The organism is Streptomyces cinereospinus, from assembly GCF_042430725.1.
Classification (GTDB): Bacteria; Actinomycetota; Actinomycetes; order Streptomycetales; family Streptomycetaceae; genus Streptomyces; species Streptomyces cinereospinus.
Genome location: NZ_JBHMCY010000019.1, coordinates 48,481 through 65,218, shown reverse-complemented (window position 1 = coordinate 65,218; position 16,738 = coordinate 48,481). Strand labels below are relative to the sequence as shown.

Sequence of the window (16,738 nt, the reverse complement as noted above, 5' to 3'; positions counted from 1 at the left end):
TCACCTCAGTCCGCCGGCTCCAGGAACCCCTGCTCCACCAGCAACCGGATCTGCGCCGGCGTCCGGTCCCGCAGCAGCACCGGGTCCTCGCCGACCAGCTGGGCGATGGCGTCCAGGATGCGCCCCGCGGTCAGTGACCCGTCGCACACGCCGGCGAATCCCGCGCCCACCGTGTCTACCTTGGTGGCCCGCCGCATGCCCCGGTGCTGCCGCAGCACGACATGCTCCGGGTCCTCCGCGCCGGGCAGCCCGACCTGCTCCTGCACCACTTCGGCGACCAGCCGGAAGCGCTCCTCCAGCAGGGCCGCGTCGTCCCGCGACCGCAGGTGGTCGAGCCGCTCGAAGTGCGCCCGGACCGTCTCACCGAGCGGTTGTTCGACCGGGTGCGGCCACTCCTCCACGGTGATCGAGGGCACCTCGGCCGCCCGCTTGCGCAGGGTGATCCACCCGAACCCGACCGCCCGCACCGTGCGCGCCTCGAACTCGTCCAGCCAGGCGTCGTACCGCGCCTGGTACTCCGCCACGCCGCCCCGGTGGTCGCCGGCGTCGCGCAGCCACAGCTCGGCGTACTGCGTGACGTCCTGCACCTCGCGCTGCACGATCCACGCGTCGCAGCCGTGCGGCACCCACGACTGCAACCGCTCCTGCCAGTCCTCCCCCGCCACGTGCTGCCAGTTGGCCAGGAACTGCGCGAACCCGCCCTCGTTCAGCCGCTCCCCCGCCCGTTGAACGAGCGTGCGGCACAGATCGTCCCCGCCCATGCCGCCGTCGCGGTACGTCAGCCGGGCGCCGGGCGAGATCACGAAAGGCGGGTTCGACACGATCAGGTCGAACGTCTGGTCGTCCGCGAGCGGCTCGAAGAGCGAGCCCTCCCGCAGGTCCGCGCCCGGCTCGCCGGACAGCGCGAGGGTGAGCGCGGCGATGTGCAGCGCGCGCGGGTTGACGTCGGTCGCCGTCACGCGGGTGGCGTGCCGGGCGGCGTGCAGCGCCTGGATGCCGGAGCCGGTGCCCAGGTCCAGGGCGGCGGAGACGGGCGTGCGCACCGTGATCCCGGCGAGGGTCGTCGACGCGCCGCCGACGCCCAGGACGACGCCCTCGTCCCGGCGTCCGATGCCCCCGGCGCCGCCGACCGCGCAGCCGAGGTCGGACACGATGAACCAGTCCTCGCCGTCCGGCCCGCCGTACGGCCGTACGTCCACGGTCGCCGCGACCTCGTCTCCGCCGACCCGCGTCAGCCAGCCGCACTCCAGGCAGTCGGCGACGGGCAGGACGCCCGCCACGCGCGCGTGCGGCACGGGCTGCTGCAACAGGAACAGCCGTACGAGCGTCTCCAGCGGCGTGTCGCCGCGTGTCGCCCGGAGCGCGGGTACGGTCTCGCTGCGCGCCAGTGCCGCGTACGCGGGGGCGCCGAGCAGTTCGAGCAGTCCGTCGGCGGTGAAGGCGGCCCCCAGGAGGGCGTCCCGCAGCCGCGCGGTGGCGTCGGGACGGTCGGCGGCGGGCAGGGCGGAGAGGCTGGCGTTGCTCACGCCCCCCATTGTGACCGCGCGGCCCGGTCGCCGCGAACGTCAGCCCTGGATCGCCGCCGGCGTGGACGAGGCGCTCCTGCAGCTCTCCTGCCTGGCCATCGCCTGGCCGACCTCGCCCTCCTCCAGGGTGGTCAGCGCGTCGCTGCCGCTCTGGCTGAGCTTGTCCAGCTCGGTGGCGACGTCCTTGAGGCCGTCCGCGAACTTCGCCTGGTCCTTGGTGTCCAGGCCGTCGACCTGCTTCTTCAGGGAGGCGTACGAGGAGGCGATGGTGTTGAGTTCCTTGACCGCGTCCTGCTGCTTCTTCTCGCCGTTCTCGACGTCGGGCGCGCCGGCCTTGCTCACGGCGGCCCCGATCGCCCGGTAGGCGTCGGACATGTCCTGGAAGGCCTGCGCGTCGGTCTTCTGGACCTCCACGGGCGTGCTGCTGTCCGAGGTCTCCTTCTGGATCGCGGAGTTGGCCGCCGCGATCTTCTTGGCCTGCGGCTGCACGGCGTCGCAGACCTGCTTGGCCCAGGCGTCCAGCTTCTCGTTGCCGTCGTCGCTGGTGCATCCCGACAGCGCCAGTACCAGTACCGCACCGCCGGACAGTGCGGCCGCGAGCTTCTTGTTCACCGGATTGGTCCCTTCCATGGCTCTCGGCCCCGGAACATACACGCCAAGCGGACGACAAACGCAGTACTAACGTCCGATATTCACCCCCTTGCAGTATTTGCGCCCGAGGAGAGAAGGCTCACGGCGCGAGCGTGAACGCGCGGAGCGGGCGGGCGACGCGCCAAGACGCGCCGCCCGCCCGCCCCTTGGGCCGAGCCGGGTGCGACGAGCTACGAGACCACCGCCTCATCAGCCGGCGTGGAACTCGGCTCGGCGTTGTCGTCACCCATGGAGATCCCGCGCCGCTTGGAGACGTAGACCGCCGCGACGATCACGACCAGCGCGAGGGCGGCGATCAGGATCCGCACGCCGACGCTGGCGTCGGCACCGTAGCTGAACTTGATCACGGTGGGCGCGATGAGCAGCGCCACCAGGTTCATCACCTTCAGCAGCGGGTTGATCGCCGGACCGGCGGTGTCCTTGAAGGGGTCGCCGACCGTGTCGCCGATCACCGTCGCGGAGTGCGCCTCGCTGCCCTTGCCGCCGTGGTGGCCGTCCTCGACGAGTTTCTTGGCGTTGTCCCAGGCGCCGCCGGAGTTGGCGAGGAACACCGCCATCAGCGTGCCCGCCCCGATCGCGCCCGCCAGATAGGCGCCGAGCGCGCCGACACCGAGCGTGAACCCGATGAAGATCGGCGCCATGACGGCGAGCAGCCCCGGTGTGGCCAGTTCCCGCAGCGCGTCCCTGGTGCAGATGTCGACGACTTTCCCGTACTCGGGTTTCTCGGTGTAGTCCATGATCCCGGGCCGCTCGCGGAACTGCCGCCGCACCTCGAACACCACCGACCCCGCCGACCGCGAGACCGCGTTGATCGCGAGTCCGGAGAAGAGGAAGACGACCGCCGCGCCCGCGATCAGGCCGACCAGGTTGTTGGGCTGCGAGATGTCCATCGTCAGCGTCATCGGCGAGCCCTCACCGCTGAGTTTCTCGCCGACGTCCCGTGCGCCGGTGGTGATCGCGTCGCGGTACGCCCCGAAGAGCGCCGCCGCCGCCAGCACGGCCGTGGCGATGGCGATGCCCTTGGTGATGGCCTTGGTGGTGTTGCCGACGGCGTCCAGGTTGGTGAGCACCTGCGCGCCCGCGCCCTCGACGTCACCGGACATCTCGGCGATGCCCTGCGCGTTGTCGGAGACCGGCCCGAAGGTGTCCATCGCGACGATCACACCGACGGTGGTGAGCAGGCCGGTGCCGGCCAGCGCCACCGCGAACAGCGCCAGCATGATCGACGTACCGCCGAGCAGGAAGGCCCCGTAGACGCCGAGGCCGATCAACAAAGCGGTGTAGACGGCCGATTCGAGGCCGACGGAGATACCGGCGAGGACGACGGTGGCCGGGCCGGTGAGCGAGGTCTTGCCGATGTCCCGCACCGGGCGCCGGCTGGTCTCGGTGAAGTAGCCGGTGAGCTGCTGGATCACGGCGGCGAGCAGGATGCCGATGGCCACCGCGACGAGCGCGAGGACCCGCGGGTCGCCGTCCTTGGCCCGGATCGCGGCGTCGGTGACGCCGTCAAGCCCGGCGTACGACGACGGCAGGTAGGTGAAGGCGGCGATCGCCACCAGCACCAGCGAGATCACCGCGGAGATGAAGAACCCGCGGTTGATCGCGCTCATCCCACTGCGGTCGGCGCGCCGCGGGGCCACGGCGAAGACGCCGATCACCGCGGTGAGCACGCCGATGGCGGGGACCAGCAGCGGGAACGCCAGCCCGAAGTCGCCGAAGGCGGCCGTGCCCAGGATCAGCGCGGCGACCAGGGTCACGGCGTACGACTCGAACAGGTCGGCCGCCATGCCCGCGCAGTCGCCGACGTTGTCGCCCACGTTGTCGGCGATGGTCGCCGCGTTGCGCGGATCGTCCTCCGGGATGCCCCGCTCGACCTTGCCGACCAGGTCGGCGCCGACGTCGGCCGCCTTGGTGAAGATGCCGCCGCCCACCCTCATGAACATCGCGATGAGGGCCGCCCCGAGGCCGAAGCCCTCCAGCACCTTCGGCGCGTCGGCCGTGTAGACCAGCACCACGCAGGAGGCGCCCAGCAGGCCGAGCCCCACCGTGAACATGCCGACCACGCCGCCCGTACGGAAAGCGATCTTCATGGCCCTGTGCGAGACGAGAGTGAGATCCTTTTCCGGTTCCCCCGCCGCCGGAGTCGCTTCCCGGGCGGCCGCGGCCACCCGCACATTGCTGCGGACCGCGAGCCACATGCCGATATAGCCGGTGGCCGCCGAGAACGCCGCGCCGATCAAGAAGAACACCGATCGCCCGGCGCGCTGATTCCAGTCGTCCGCGGGCAGGAGCAGGAGCAGGAAGAACACGACGACGGCGAATACGCCGAGCGTGCGCAACTGCCGGGCCAGATAGGCGTTGGCGCCCTCTTGGACGGCAGCGGCGATCTTCTTCATGCTGTCGGTGCCCTCGCCCGCCGCGAGCACCTGGCGCAGCAGCACGCCGGCCACCACGAGCGCGGCCAGGGCGACGGCCGCGATGACCATCACCATGACCCGGTTGTCGTCGGTCAGCACCGCGGCTGCGAAGGTCGCGTGGTCCAGACGGTCCAGCCGATGAGGGGTAGAAAGCCCCGCCATTCGTCCTCCTTGACGCTTGGGCTGAGCTCACGATGTGGACGGATTGTAGGGAGCCGAACCTGATCAAAACAGGGCGCGGCAAACCGAATTAGTCGTCCCATGCTTCACCGCAAATGATCGCAGGAAGCCACCGAACCCGAAAGTGGTAATACCCCGGACGTGTAGCCGCTTGATCGAAATGCAGGGGCGCCGACCAGCCAATTGATCCATCACGGATCGTGAATTACTTCACGAATTCCGGTCGGTTCCCGGGAAAAGCGACGAGGGCCCTGCTCAGCAGGGCCCTCGCAGCGATTACGCCAGTGGAGTGACGGTGGTCAGGGGAGCACCACGGCCGGCGGCGGCGTGGTCGGCCAGGTCATGCGGATCAGCCCGCCGTGCTCCCCGGCGGTGACCTCGACATCGTCGACCAGGCCACTGATGACCGCCAGACCCATCTCGTCCTCCTCGGCCTCCGCGTCGGGATCCTCGGCGGCCGCGGCGGCCGTCCGGACCCCGGTCGGGGCATGCCGCGCCTCGTCGCCGACCTCGATGGAGAACTGCTTCTCCTCCTCGATCAGCGCCACCTTCACCGGCGCCGTGATCCCGCCGATCTGGTGCAGCCCCACGGCCCGGGAGCAGGCCTCGCCGACGGCGAGCCGCACCTCGTCGAGGACGGCCTCGTCCACCCCGGCCCTGCGCGCCACCGCGGCCGCCACCAGTCGGGCGGTCCTGACGTGCTCCGGCAGCGCGCTGAAGCGGAGTTCGACGGTGGCCATGCATCCCCCTCTGAGCTACGGGTGTGCGCGGGGGGCCGGCCGGACGGCCGAGGTCCGGGCCCCTCTTCGAGGTCTGCCGTCCCGGGCCCGCGGCCCGGGACGGTGATCAGTCGGTGGCCGCCACCGCTTCCTCGACCGAGGTGTGGATGGGGAACACCTTGGTGAGGCCGGTGATACGGAAGATCTTGAGAATGCGCTCCTGGTTGCAGACCAGGCGCAGGGAGCCCTCATGGGCGCGCACCCGCTTCAGGCCACCGACCAGCACGCCGAGCCCGGTGGAGTCGAGGAAGTCCACGCCCTCCATGTCGACGACGAGGTGGAAACTGCCGTCGTTCACCAGCTCGACCAACTGCTCGCGCAGCTTGGGCGCGGTATATACGTCGATTTCGCCACCGACCCTGACGATCGTGCGATCGCCGATGGTCTCGGTCGACAGGGACAGGTCCACGGATCCTCCAGCACCTTGCTATCGAGCGGTCGTCCTTGGGACATCTCGGCAGATCCCCCGGGACGGTTCGCCAGCCGCGATGGCATTCAATCACTTACCGGCAGGCGTGCACGACGCCTTGGACCCATTGTCCGTCACGCCAGTGACACACTCGGTGCCGATGGCCAAGAATCACCGATCCGATCGATCCCCGACGGACACCGCATCCCGCCCCGCGCCGGGCGCGGTCCTGGACCGCCTCGCCTCGGGACCGAACAGGGCTTCGCGCATCACTCATACGGAGCACTTGCCCCCGCGCGCGGGTCGGCATGCCGTCTGGCCGGACCGGATCCGGTCCGAGGTCGTCGCCGCGGTGCGGACCGCGGGCATCGAACACCCCTGGGCCCACCAGGCACGGGTCGCCGGACACGCGCTGGACGGCGAGTCGGTGGTCGTCGCCACCGGCACGGCGTCCGGCAAGTCCCTGGCCTACCTCGTGCCGGTCCTCTCCACCCTCCTGGACGGCGCCGAGGCCCCGAACGGCCGCGGCGCCACCGCCCTCTACCTCGCCCCCACCAAGGCCCTAGCGGCGGACCAGTGCCGTGCCGTGAAGGAACTTTCACATCCGCTGGGCCACGCCGTACGCCCGGCCGTGTACGACGGCGACACTCCGTTCGAGGAACGCGAGTGGATCCGCCAGTACGCCACGTACGTGCTGACCAACCCCGACATGCTGCACCGGGGCATATTGCCGTCCCACCCCCGCTGGTCCTCCTTCCTGAAGGCGCTGAAGTACGTCGTCGTCGACGAGTGCCACACCTACCGCGGCGTCTTCGGCTCGCACGTCGCCCAGGTACTGCGCCGCCTGCGTCGCCTGTGCGCCCGTTACGGCTCCTCCCCGGTCTTCCTGCTGGCCTCCGCCACCGCCGCCGAGCCGGCCGTCGCCGCCCGCCGCCTCACCGGCCTCCCGGTCGTCGAGGTCGCCGACGACGCCTCCCCGCGCGGGGAGCTGGTCTTCGCCCTCTGGGAGCCCCCGCTGACCGAACTGCAGGGGGAGAAGGGCGCACCCGTCCGGCGTACCGCCACCGCCGAGACCGCCGACCTGCTCACCGACCTCACCGTCCAGGGCGTGCGCACGGTCGCCTTCGTACGGTCCCGGCGCGGCGCCGAACTGATCTCCGTGATCGCCCAGGAGCGGCTCGCGGAGATCGACCGCTCGCTGCCCCGGCGCGTCGCGGCCTACCGGGGCGGCTACCTCCCCGAGGAGCGCCGCGCCCTGGAACGCGCACTGCACTCCGGCGACCTCCTCGGCCTGGCCGCCACCACCGCCCTGGAGCTGGGCGTCGACGTCTCCGGCCTGGACGCGGTCGTCATCTGCGGCTACCCGGGCACGCGCGCGTCCCTGTGGCAGCAGGCGGGCCGGGCCGGCCGCTCCGGCCAGGGCGCGCTGGCCGTCCTGGTCGCCCGCGACGACCCCCTGGACACCTTCCTCGTCCACCATCCGGAGGCCCTGTTCGACCGACCGGTGGAATCGACCGTCCTCGACCCCGACAACCCGTACGTCCTCGCGCCCCACCTGTGCGCGGCGGCCGAGGAGCTGCCCCTGGCCGAGGACGATCTGGAGCTGTTCGGCCCCGCCTGCGCGGAGCTGCTGCCGCAGCTGGAGGCCGCCAGGCTGCTGCGCCGCCGGACCAGGGCCTGGCACTGGACGCGCCGCGAGCGCGCCGCCGACCTGGCCGACATCCGCGGCGCGGGGGGCCGGCCGGTCCAGATCGTCGAGGCCGGCACCGGCCGCCTGCTGGGCACGGTCGACGCGGCGGCCGCGCACACGACGGTCCACGAGGGCGCGGTCCACCTCCACCAGGGCCGCACCTACCTCGTGCGCTCCCTCGACCTGGACGACTCGGTCGCCCTGGTGGAGGAGGCCAACCCGCCGTACTCCACGGTCGCCCGCGACACCACGACGATCTCCGTCCTGGAGACGGACGTCGAGGTCGCCTGGGGCCAGGGCCGCCTCTGCTACGGCTCCGTCGAGGTCACCAACCAGGTCGTCTCCTTCCTGCGCCGCCGCCTCCTCACCGGCGAGGTGCTGGGCGAGACCAAACTCGACCTCCCTCCCCGGACGCTGCGCACCCGCGCGGTGTGGTGGACGGTCACCGAGGACCAACTGGACGAGGCCCGCATCGGCCCGGCGATCCTCGGCGGCGCCCTGCACGCCGCCGAGCACGCCTCGATCGGCATGCTGCCCCTCTTCGCGACCTGCGACCGCTGGGACATCGGCGGCGTGTCGATCCCGCTGCACCCCGACACCCTGCTCCCGACCGTCTTCGTCTACGACGGCCACCCCGGTGGGGCGGGCTTCGCGGAACGCGCCTTCCACACCGCCCGGGCGTGGCTCACCGCCACCCGCGAGGCCATCGCGTCCTGCGAGTGCGACAGCGGTTGCCCGTCCTGCATCCAGTCCCCCAAGTGCGGCAACGGCAACGATCCACTGCACAAGCGGGGGGCTGTGCGGCTTCTCACGGTGCTGTTGCGGGGGTGCGGGGAGGGGATGCCCGAGCAGGCGTCGGGAGGGGGGTCTGAGGGGACGGAGGGGCTGGATCCGGGAGGAGACGCCTGAGGAGACGGAAGGGCTGGATCCGGGAGAGGACGCCTGAGGAGACGGAAGCGCCGGATCCGGGAGGAGACGCCTGGCGAAGGGCCGGGGCCGATGGGGGAGCCCGAGGGGTGGAGGTGCGTCCGGAAGGGGCGTCCGAGGGGCGGCCGTGCTCGGGCGACCCGCGTGGCTTTCGCCGACGCGCTCCCCTCACGGTCCAGGCAGGTCCCCCGCCGGCCCCGTCTGCGCGGGTCCCGCCCGTGCCCTCACCTCCACCGTGAAGGGATCCGTTCCCGCTGCCGCGGTCACGTCGGCGATCTGGCCGACGACGGCGCATCGCACCAGCCGGGTGGCCTGGGCCTGTGCCGCCCGTGCCGCCCGGTCGCAGGCCCCCTCGGCGCCCTCGGCCCAGTGATCCGCCGCCGCGAGCGCCGCGAGGTCCGCGCCGCCGGCCGCGCGATGCCGGGACACGGCGGCCTGCCCCAGGGCGAGCACGACGCCGAACACGACACACAGGACGGCGATCACACCGACGCTCCAGACTGTGGCGGACCCCCGGTCCCTGTCATCGTCACCGACTTCCATCCGCCACCTCCACCGCCGCCACCGTCGCCGCCGGATCCGCACCCTCCGCCGGTTCCGCGGGTTCCGCCGGTTCCGCGGGTTCCGCCGGTTCCGCGGGTTCCGCCGGTTCCGCCAGACCGGCGATCTCCACCATCTCCGCCGCATGCTCACCGGCGGTCCGCTCTCTCACCGCCCTGTCGCTCAGCGGTCCCCGGGCCACCGAGTCCTCGGTGACCGCGACGGCCTCCTCCCGCAGTTCGTACGACAGCCGGCCCAGCCCCGGTGCGGCGGCCACCACCACGACCCGCACCCGGTCACCCTCCCGGCTGACCGTGACCTCCGCCCCGCGCGGTGCCGCCTCGCGGACCACCGAGACGACCGCGTCGGGCGGATCCTGCCGGGCCGCCGCGCGGGCGCCCGTCCGGGCCGCGTCCACGCACTGGATCTGCGCGGCGACCACGAGCAGTCCCCAGATCAGGCCCATCGCGAACATCACGAGGACCGGCAGCACCAACGCCGCCTCCGCGGTCACGAATCCCTCGTCCCCGTCCCGCCCTCGTTTCCACCCCCGCCGCTCACATCCGCGCATTGAGGGCCTCCTTGACGATGTTCTGCAGCTCCGCGCTGACCTGCCCGCTCGTCACCACCTTGTAGAGCAGCACCGCGAAGGCCGCCGCCGCGACGATCCCCACCGCGTACTCGGAGGTGACCATCCCGGCCTCCTTCCGCCTGCCGCGCATCCGCCACACCAGAGCACGCGCGCGTGCCCGTACCGCCTTGCCCATCTCAACCTCCGTGAGGTTCCGTGCCCTTGATCGAAGCTGTCTGTGCTGTCTCTGCTGTCTGCGCTGCCTCCGCTGTCGAGCTGTCAGGCTGCTGTCCGGGTGTGTTACGGGCGCCGTTCAGCTCGCGCCCCACTGGGCGCCGTTCAGCCCGCCCACGTCACCGCGCGCCGTTCAGCCCGCCCGCGTCACCACCCACCCGTCACCCACCACCCCCTCCCCACACCCCGCCCGCCAGCCCGATCACCACGGGCAGCACACCGACCGCGATGAAGGCGGGCAGGAAGCACAGCCCCACCGGCGCGGTGACCAGCACGGCCGCTCGCCGGGCCCGTGCCGTCGCGTCGCGGGCCCAGTCGGCGCGAGCGTCCGCGGCGATCCGCGCCACCGGGGCGGCCGCCGGAAGCCCTGACACGCCGGCCCGTTCCAGCAGCCGGGCCAGGGCGTCGGCGCCCGGTGCGGCGGCCAGCCTGCGCCAGGCTTCACCCGGTTCACCACCGAGCCGCACCTCCGCAGCCCCGCGTGCCAGCGCCTCCCCGACCGGGCCACCGAGTGCCTCGCCCACAGCCTGCGCGGCGATCACCGGGCCGGCACCGGCCGCGATGCAGGCGGCCACGAGGTCCGCGGCGAGCGGCAGCTGCCCGGCAGCCGCACGCCGGTCGAGGGCCTCGCTCTCGGCCGCAGCCGCCGTCTGCCGCAGGCGCCACCGCCACACCCCGACCGCGGCTGCCAGCCCCACGACGGCACCGACCGCACCGCCGACCAGCACCCACCCGGCGCCCACCACGGCCACCGGTGGCCACCAGCGCCGCAGGACGCCCGCGAACCGGAAACGCGGCTCCGGGGCGGCGGCTGCGCGGCCCAGCAGCTCGGCCAGCCGCCTACGCACCCGGCGCTCCCGCCGTACGCCCACCACCCGGCGCACGGCCCAGACCAGGGCCGGCGCGACCCCCAGGGCCATCCCCAGCCTGTGGACAACGTCCGCGCTCACGTCGCCTCCGCTCCCCGCACGATCCGCAGCGCCCACCACAGCCCCACGCCCTCCAGCACGCCGCCGACCAGCAGGCAGCCCAGCCCCACGCCGGTGTGCAGCAGCGTGTGCAGCGGGTCGGCGCCGAGCGCGGTGCCGAGGAGGACGCCGAGGGCAGGCAGCGCGGCGAGCATCACGGCCGTGGCGCGGGAGCCGGACAACTGGGCCCGGAACTCGGCGCGCTGGTCCCGTTCGGCCCGCAGGGCGGCCTCCAGCCGGTCCAGCCCGGCGGCCAGGCCCGCGCCCTGGTCGACCGCGACCCGCCAGCACGCCGCGAGCCCCAGCAGCCCGTCGGCGCCCGGCTGCCCCGCGGCGACCGTGAGCGCCTGGGGCACGTCCCCGCCGAAGCGGCCCGCCGCCAGCACCGCCGCCTGCGCCTCACCGAGCCCTGCGCAGTCGCGCGCGGCCCGCAGCAGGGCCTCGCCCGGCTGCCGCCCGGCGCGCACCTCACCGGCGAGCGCGGAGCACAGCGCGATCACCGCGTCGCCCCGCCGCTCGCGGTCCCGCCGCGCCGTCCGGGCCAGCCGTACCCGCCGCAGCACCGGCACCCCGGCCGCCCCGGCGACGACCGGCAGCACCGACGCCCCGAGCACCCCGAGCAGCAGCCCGGCGACGGGCGCCCACCACTCGGCGCGCAGCCGCCCACGGATCCGCCGCACCGCCCCGGGCCACCGCCGCCATACCGGAGGGCCGCTGTCCACCGTTCCGCCCCCGGCCAGCAGCAGGTGCGCCCGCCGTGCCCCGGAGTGCCACTCGCCCATCAGCCACGCGGCCGCCCCGGCGCACACCAGGGCCGCGCTCATCACCGTCTCGCCCATGCCGCTCACCACTCCCCCTCGCTGCCGCCACGCGGGCGGGACCGCTCGTCCTCGGCGGGGCCCGGCCCGAACCCGCCGCCACCGCGGAGCAGCCCCCGCAGCCGCCCCCACCCCCGCTCCCGCACGAACGCGTCCGTGCCCCACCGCAGGGCCGGCACCGTGCGCACCAGCCCCGAGGCATCCCGCTCCAGCACCTGCACCTCCGCGATCCGCCGCCGCCCGTCGCGGTCCCGCACCAGATGCAGGACGACCGACAGGGCGGCCGCCAACTGGCTGTGCAGCGCGGCCCGGTCGAGCCCGGCCGCCGTGCCGAGGGCCTCCAGGCGGGCGGGCACGTCCGCGGCGGCGTTGGCGTGGACGGTCCCGCAGCCGCCCTCGTGGCCGGTGTTCAACGCGGCCAGCAGGTGCACGACTTCGGCTCCGCGCACCTCCCCGACCACCAGCCGGTCCGGCCGCATCCGCAACGCCTGCCGGACCAGGTCCTGCAGCGTCACCAGCCCGGCGCCCTCCTGGTTGGCGGGCCGGGTCTCCAGACGCACGACGTGCGGATGGTCGGGCCGCAGCTCCGCCGAGTCCTCCGCGAGCACGATCCGCTCGTCCGGCCCCACCAGTCCGAGCAGCGCACTCAGCAGGGTCGTCTTTCCGGTGCCCGTGCCTCCGCTGATCAGGAAGGACAACCGCGCCCGGAGCAGCGCCCGCAGCACCCGGTCGCCGCCCGGCGGTACCGTTCCCGCCGCCACCAGTTCGGCCAGCGTGAAGGCGCGCGGGCGCACCACGCGCAGCGACAGGCACGTACTGCCCACGGCGACCGGCGGCAGCACCGCGTGCAGGCGCGTCCCGTCCGGCAGCCGGGCGTCGACCCACGGCCGGGCGTCGTCCAGGCGCCGTCCGGCCACTGCGGCCAGGCGCTGCGCGAGGCGTCGTACGGCCGCCGCGTCCGGGAAGGCCACGGACGTCAGCTCCAGGCCGCCGCCGCGGTCCACCCACACCCGGTCCGGCGCCGACACCAGTACGTCGGTCACCGACGGATCGGCGAGCAGCGGATCCAACGGCCCGCTGCCGACCAGCTCGGACCGCAACTGCTCCGCGGTACGCAGGACCTCGGCGTCGCCCAGCACCCGGCCCTGCTGCCGCAGCGCCTGCGCCACACGCGCGGGTGTGGGCTCGGCGCCGCTCTCGGCGAGCCACTGCCGTACCCCCTCCAGCAGGGGCCCCGCGAAGGTGCTCATGCCGCACCCGCCTCGACCAGCGCCCGCTCCCAGAACTCCTTGCAGAACCGGGCCAGTGGTCCGCGTCCGCCGGCGCCGGGCGGTGTCCTGCCCTCGGCCGGGCGCAGGAGTCCGGCCTCGACGGGCACCTCGCCGGCCAGCGGCAGGCCGAGCAGCCGGGCCACCTCGCGGTCGTCGAGGCCGGGCGCGTACGGCCCGCGCACCGCCACCCGCAGATCACGCAGGACCATGCCGGCCGCGGACGCCACCCGTCCGGCTGCCGCGACCGCGCGCAGTTCGCCGGGGACCACGAGGAGCCCGATGTCGAGCTGGGCCAGGGCTTCGGCGGTGCCGTCGTCGATCCGGCGCGGCAGATCGACCACGACGGTGCCGCCCCGGCGCCGCGCCGCGGCCAGCACCGCCCGCACGGCCTGCGGGGGGATGGCGACGCAGTCGCCGCGGTCCCAGCTGAGCACCCGCAGGGAGTGCAGCTGGGGAAGGGACTCCTCCAGGGCGCCGCTGCCGACCCGGCCGCGGGAGGCGGCGAAGGCGGGCCAGCGCAGGCCCTCGGCGGTCTCACCACCGAGGAGCACGTCGAGTCCGCCGCCCAGCGGATCGGCGTCCACCAGCAGGGTGCGCAGGCCCTCGCGCGCGGAGGTGACGGCGAGCGCGCAGGCCAGCGTGGACGCCCCGGCCCCGCCGCGGCCGCCGATCACGCCGACGGTGAGGGCGGGCCGGCCGACGCCCTCGGCGACGTCGGCGATCCGGTCGACCAGCCACTGCTCGCCGTCGGGCAGCATCAGGACGTGGTCGGCGCCGATCTGGACGGCGCGTTTCCATACGCCCGGGTCGTCCTGGTCGCGGCCGACCAGCACCACCCCTCTGCGGCGCGCGGCCGCGCGGACGCGTCGTGCGGCGTCGTCCCCGATCAGGACCAGCGGCGCCGCCTCCCAGCCTTCGCCGCGGTCCGGCACGCTGTGGTGGACCTCCGGCGTGGCCCCGGCTGCCGCGCACAGGCGCAGCAGGTCGTCGAGCAGTTCGGTGTCCTCGGTGACGATCAGCGGTCCGCCGCGCCGCCCTCCGGCGGCGGACGGCGGATCGTGTGTGACGGTTCCGGCCACGGTGTGCTTCCCCCTTCGCTGTCGGTCCGCCTCGCTCGCGCGGCCCCGGTGGCCCCGCGATGCGCGGACATGTGAAGTGCCGGCAACCGGCCTCCATATGAACGGCCGGTGCAATCCGGCCACGCGCGCCCGGCAAAACGGAACCAGCCAGGAACTGGCAGCGAGCGGGCCGCGCAGGAATCACGGTGCAGCGAACCCGGAAAACGTGTGGATCTTGGTCGATAACTGTGGACAACTCGACGGTTGTGAATATCGCGGTCACCCATACCGGTGAGGACCGCACCATCTCCGGTGCGACTTCCGCAGAGCAGTCCGATGACTACGGTCCGTGATGAATCATGAACATGCAAAAGAGGCGGCCGCAGCCGCCTCGATGTGGCACTCCGGCCACGCAGGGAGAGGAAAAACCCACCCGGACATGCGACGACCCCCGCCGGGGGGGAGAGCGGGGGTCGTCCCCACGGCCGACTCGGGGGGGGAGGAGTCGGACCGGGTTAGCACGGTCGCGAACGATCCGTGACTTCCATGGTGTACCCGAGAGCCCTCTCAGGCAAACCCACGCGCCCCACCTTACGCCGAATGGGCTGCCCCTATGCTCTGGGACGTGGAAAACCACTCCTTGCCCCGCACAGCGGCCTTCTTTGACCTGGACAAGACGGTCATTGCGAAGTCGAGCACGCTCACCTTCAGCAAGTCCTTCTATCAGGGCGGCCTGATCAACCGCCGCGCCGTCCTGCGCACCGCGTACGCCCAGTTCGTCTTCCTCGCGGGCGGTGCCGACCACGAGCAGATCGAACGCATGCGCGCTTATCTGTCGGCCCTCTGCCGCGGCTGGAACGTCCAGCAGGTCAAGGAGATCGTCGCCGAGACACTGCACGACATCATCGACCCGATCATCTACGACGAGGCCGCGTCCCTCATCGAGCAGCACCACACCGCCGGACGCGACGTGGTGATCGTCTCCACGTCGGGAGCCGAGGTCGTCGAGCCGATCGGCGAGCTGCTCGGCGCCGACCGCGTGGTCGCCACCCGCATGGTCGTGGGTGACGACGGCTGCTACACGGGCGAGGTGGAGTACTACGCCTACGGTCCCACCAAGGCGGAGGCGATCCGGGAGCTGGCCGAGTCCGAGGGCTACGACCTCTCACGCTGCTACGCCTACAGCGACTCGGCGACGGACGTTCCGATGCTGGAGTCGGTCGGACATCCGCACGCGGTGAACCCGGACCGCGCCCTGCGCCGCGAGGCTCTCGCGCGCGGGTGGCCGATTCTCGATTTCCACCGGCCGGTCAGGCTCAAGCAGCGACTGCCCGCGTTCTCCGTACCGCCGCGCCCGGCCCTGGTCGCGGCGGCCGCCATAGGTGCCGCGGCGGCCACCGCCGGCCTTGTCTGGTACACCAGCCGCCGCCGCACGGCGACCGCCTGACCTGGTGATTCACCGCATCGCTGAAGTCGCGGAATCACGGCAGCCGCGCGACCAGCCCGTGGCCCCGCCCGCAAAGAAGCAGAGCGGACACTTCCGCTTGTCCCTCACCTGGAGTACAAAGGAGACAACGGCCCGCGAGACCTAGGACATCCGAAAGGATCACCTTTTAACCGCATTGGCCCCACGGACCGGAGCATGAACACCGGGCACCCACGCGACGTCGACCCGTCGATTACGGGCCAGCCGCACCAGGTGACGGGCAAAGATCCCGACCTGATGGGCGACATATCGAGGACGCCTGGTAACCCGGTGGTCATGCCAGCGGCGGTACGAGAACTCGTACCGCCGCAACCCTGTTCGGCGCCTGCCCCGTGACGGCCGACCGGTCTACGCCGCCCCGCGCTGGAGCGCCTCGCACACCGCCGTCGACTCGCGCGCGCCCAGCTCGACCGCCCAGCCGCAGTGCGCGATCCACGCCGCCATGCCCTCCGGGGTGCCGGAGAGGTATCCCTCGAACGCCGCCAGGTAGGCCGCGCGGCCCTGCTCGGCGTGTCCGGCCTCGGCCGGGCACACCGACTTGGGGTCGAGGCCGCTGCCGATCAGGACGATCCGCTCGGCCGTGCGCGCCACCAGGCCGTTGTGCGAGACGAAGGGGCGCAGCGCGAGCAGCTCACCGTGCACGACGGCGGCGGTGACCAGCGCGGGCGCCGAACTTCCCGCGATGATCAGCTCGGCCAGCCCGTCCAGGCGTCCGGAGACCTCGGCGGCGCTCGGCAGCGGCTGCTCGACCAGCGGCTCGTCCACCGGCTCGCCCTGCTGCCGGGGCCGCCCCACGTGGTCGGCCTGGTCCGCGGCCGCCACCAGGTGCAGCCGGGCCAGCACCCGCAGCGGCGACTGCCGCCAGACCGAGAGCAGCTGCCCGGCCTCCGCGGTCAGCCGGAGCGCCGCGCCCATCACCCGCGCGTCGTCCTCGCCGCTGAAGTCGGTACGCCGGCGCACCTCCTCCAGGGCCCAGTCCGCGCCGGACAGCGCGGCGGAGCTGCGGGCTCCGCGCAACGCCGCCTCGGACGTGATCTCGGTACTGCGCCGGCGCATGATGCGGTGGCCGTAGACCCGGTCCACGGCCTTGCGCACGGACTCCACGGACTCGCCGACACCGGGCAGCGAACCCAGGGCGGCGAGCGGATCGGCGGTCGCACCTGTCGTACTCATGGGTACGACAGTACGCACCCGCCGCGGAAACCCCACGAAG

General features: G+C 73.2%; 14 protein-coding genes and 1 pseudogene. 2 read left to right on the top strand and 13 right to left on the bottom strand.

The features are described 5' to 3' along the window. Positions 1-5: 5 nt before the first annotated feature. The 5 genes from ACFF45_RS12740 to bldG form a co-directional block, all read right to left on the bottom strand. The gene (locus ACFF45_RS12740) at positions 6-1,535 is read right to left on the bottom strand and encodes a DUF7059 domain-containing protein (RefSeq protein WP_381345781.1); all 1,530 of its coding nucleotides are present in this window, start codon (positions 1,533-1,535) and stop codon (positions 6-8) included. A gap of 30 nt (positions 1,536-1,565) precedes the next feature. Further along, a complete protein-coding gene (locus ACFF45_RS12735) occupies positions 1,566-2,156 on the bottom strand; it encodes a small secreted protein (RefSeq protein ID WP_381345780.1) in 591 nt (196 codons plus the stop codon). Between the two features lie 191 nt (positions 2,157-2,347). Next, positions 2,348-4,756 (bottom strand): sodium-translocating pyrophosphatase, encoded by a 2,409-nt coding sequence (locus ACFF45_RS12730; RefSeq protein WP_381345778.1) that lies wholly within the window; start codon positions 4,754-4,756, stop codon positions 2,348-2,350. A 317-nt stretch (positions 4,757-5,073) separates the two neighbouring features. Continuing rightward, positions 5,074-5,514: an ATP-binding protein gene (locus tag ACFF45_RS12725; protein WP_381345776.1), complete on the bottom strand. Its 441-nt coding sequence runs from the start codon at positions 5,512-5,514 to the stop codon at positions 5,074-5,076. A gap of 106 nt (positions 5,515-5,620) precedes the next feature. After that, entirely contained in the window at positions 5,621-5,962 is a 342-nt protein-coding gene (gene bldG, locus ACFF45_RS12720; protein WP_024885807.1) for an anti-sigma factor antagonist BldG, read from the bottom strand. 79 nt (positions 5,963-6,041) lie between these two features. Here bldG and ACFF45_RS12715 point away from each other — a divergent pair, with 79 nt between their 5' ends. Next, complete coding sequence (locus ACFF45_RS12715) at positions 6,042-8,561, top strand: DNA 3'-5' helicase SftH (RefSeq protein ID WP_381345774.1); 2,520 nt, start codon at positions 6,042-6,044, stop codon at positions 8,559-8,561. Positions 8,562-8,747: 186 nt separating this feature from the next. On the opposite strand, the gene ACFF45_RS12710 is transcribed toward ACFF45_RS12715, so the two are convergent. The 7 genes and pseudogenes from ACFF45_RS12710 to ssd all read right to left on the bottom strand — a co-directional run bounded on the left by ACFF45_RS12710 (position 8,748) and on the right by ssd (position 14,060). Further along, complete coding sequence (locus ACFF45_RS12710; RefSeq protein WP_381345773.1) at positions 8,748-9,122, bottom strand: Rv3654c family TadE-like protein; 375 nt, start codon at positions 9,120-9,122, stop codon at positions 8,748-8,750. Positions 9,123-9,309: 187 nt separating this feature from the next. After that, positions 9,310-9,690 (bottom strand): annotated as a pseudogene (locus ACFF45_RS12705) (TadE family type IV pilus minor pilin); the annotation flags it as partial. Beyond that, a complete protein-coding gene (locus tag ACFF45_RS12700; protein ID WP_381345771.1) occupies positions 9,677-9,886 on the bottom strand; it encodes a DUF4244 domain-containing protein in 210 nt (69 codons plus the stop codon). The gene ACFF45_RS12700 and the pseudogene ACFF45_RS12705, both read right to left, overlap by 14 nt. Before the next feature lie 199 nt (positions 9,887-10,085). Then, the gene (locus tag ACFF45_RS12695; RefSeq protein ID WP_381345770.1) at positions 10,086-10,874 is read right to left on the bottom strand and encodes a type II secretion system F family protein; all 789 of its coding nucleotides are present in this window, start codon (positions 10,872-10,874) and stop codon (positions 10,086-10,088) included. Continuing rightward, positions 10,871-11,731, bottom strand: a complete 861-nt coding sequence (locus tag ACFF45_RS12690) for a type II secretion system F family protein (RefSeq protein ID WP_381345768.1) — start codon at positions 11,729-11,731, stop codon at positions 10,871-10,873. Before ACFF45_RS12690 ends, ACFF45_RS12695 begins: the two co-directional genes overlap by 4 nt. Positions 11,732-11,736: 5 nt before the next feature. Next, positions 11,737-12,960: a TadA family conjugal transfer-associated ATPase gene (locus ACFF45_RS12685; RefSeq protein ID WP_381345766.1), complete on the bottom strand. Its 1,224-nt coding sequence runs from the start codon at positions 12,958-12,960 to the stop codon at positions 11,737-11,739. Beyond that, positions 12,957-14,060, bottom strand: a complete 1,104-nt coding sequence (gene ssd / locus ACFF45_RS12680; RefSeq protein ID WP_381345764.1) for a septum site-determining protein Ssd — start codon at positions 14,058-14,060, stop codon at positions 12,957-12,959. The genes ACFF45_RS12685 and ssd overlap by 4 nt, the downstream gene beginning before the upstream one ends. A gap of 592 nt (positions 14,061-14,652) precedes the next feature. On the opposite strand from ssd, the gene ACFF45_RS12675 reads away from it, so the two are divergent. Next, positions 14,653-15,486 carry an HAD family hydrolase gene (locus ACFF45_RS12675; RefSeq protein WP_381345762.1) on the top strand — a complete coding sequence of 278 codons (834 nt, stop codon included), beginning with the start codon at positions 14,653-14,655 and terminating at the stop codon, positions 15,484-15,486. 387 nt (positions 15,487-15,873) lie between these two features. On the opposite strand, the gene ACFF45_RS12670 is transcribed toward ACFF45_RS12675, so the two are convergent. After that, a complete protein-coding gene (locus ACFF45_RS12670) occupies positions 15,874-16,698 on the bottom strand; it encodes a Fic family protein (RefSeq protein ID WP_381345760.1) in 825 nt (274 codons plus the stop codon). Positions 16,699-16,738 lie beyond the last annotated feature (40 nt).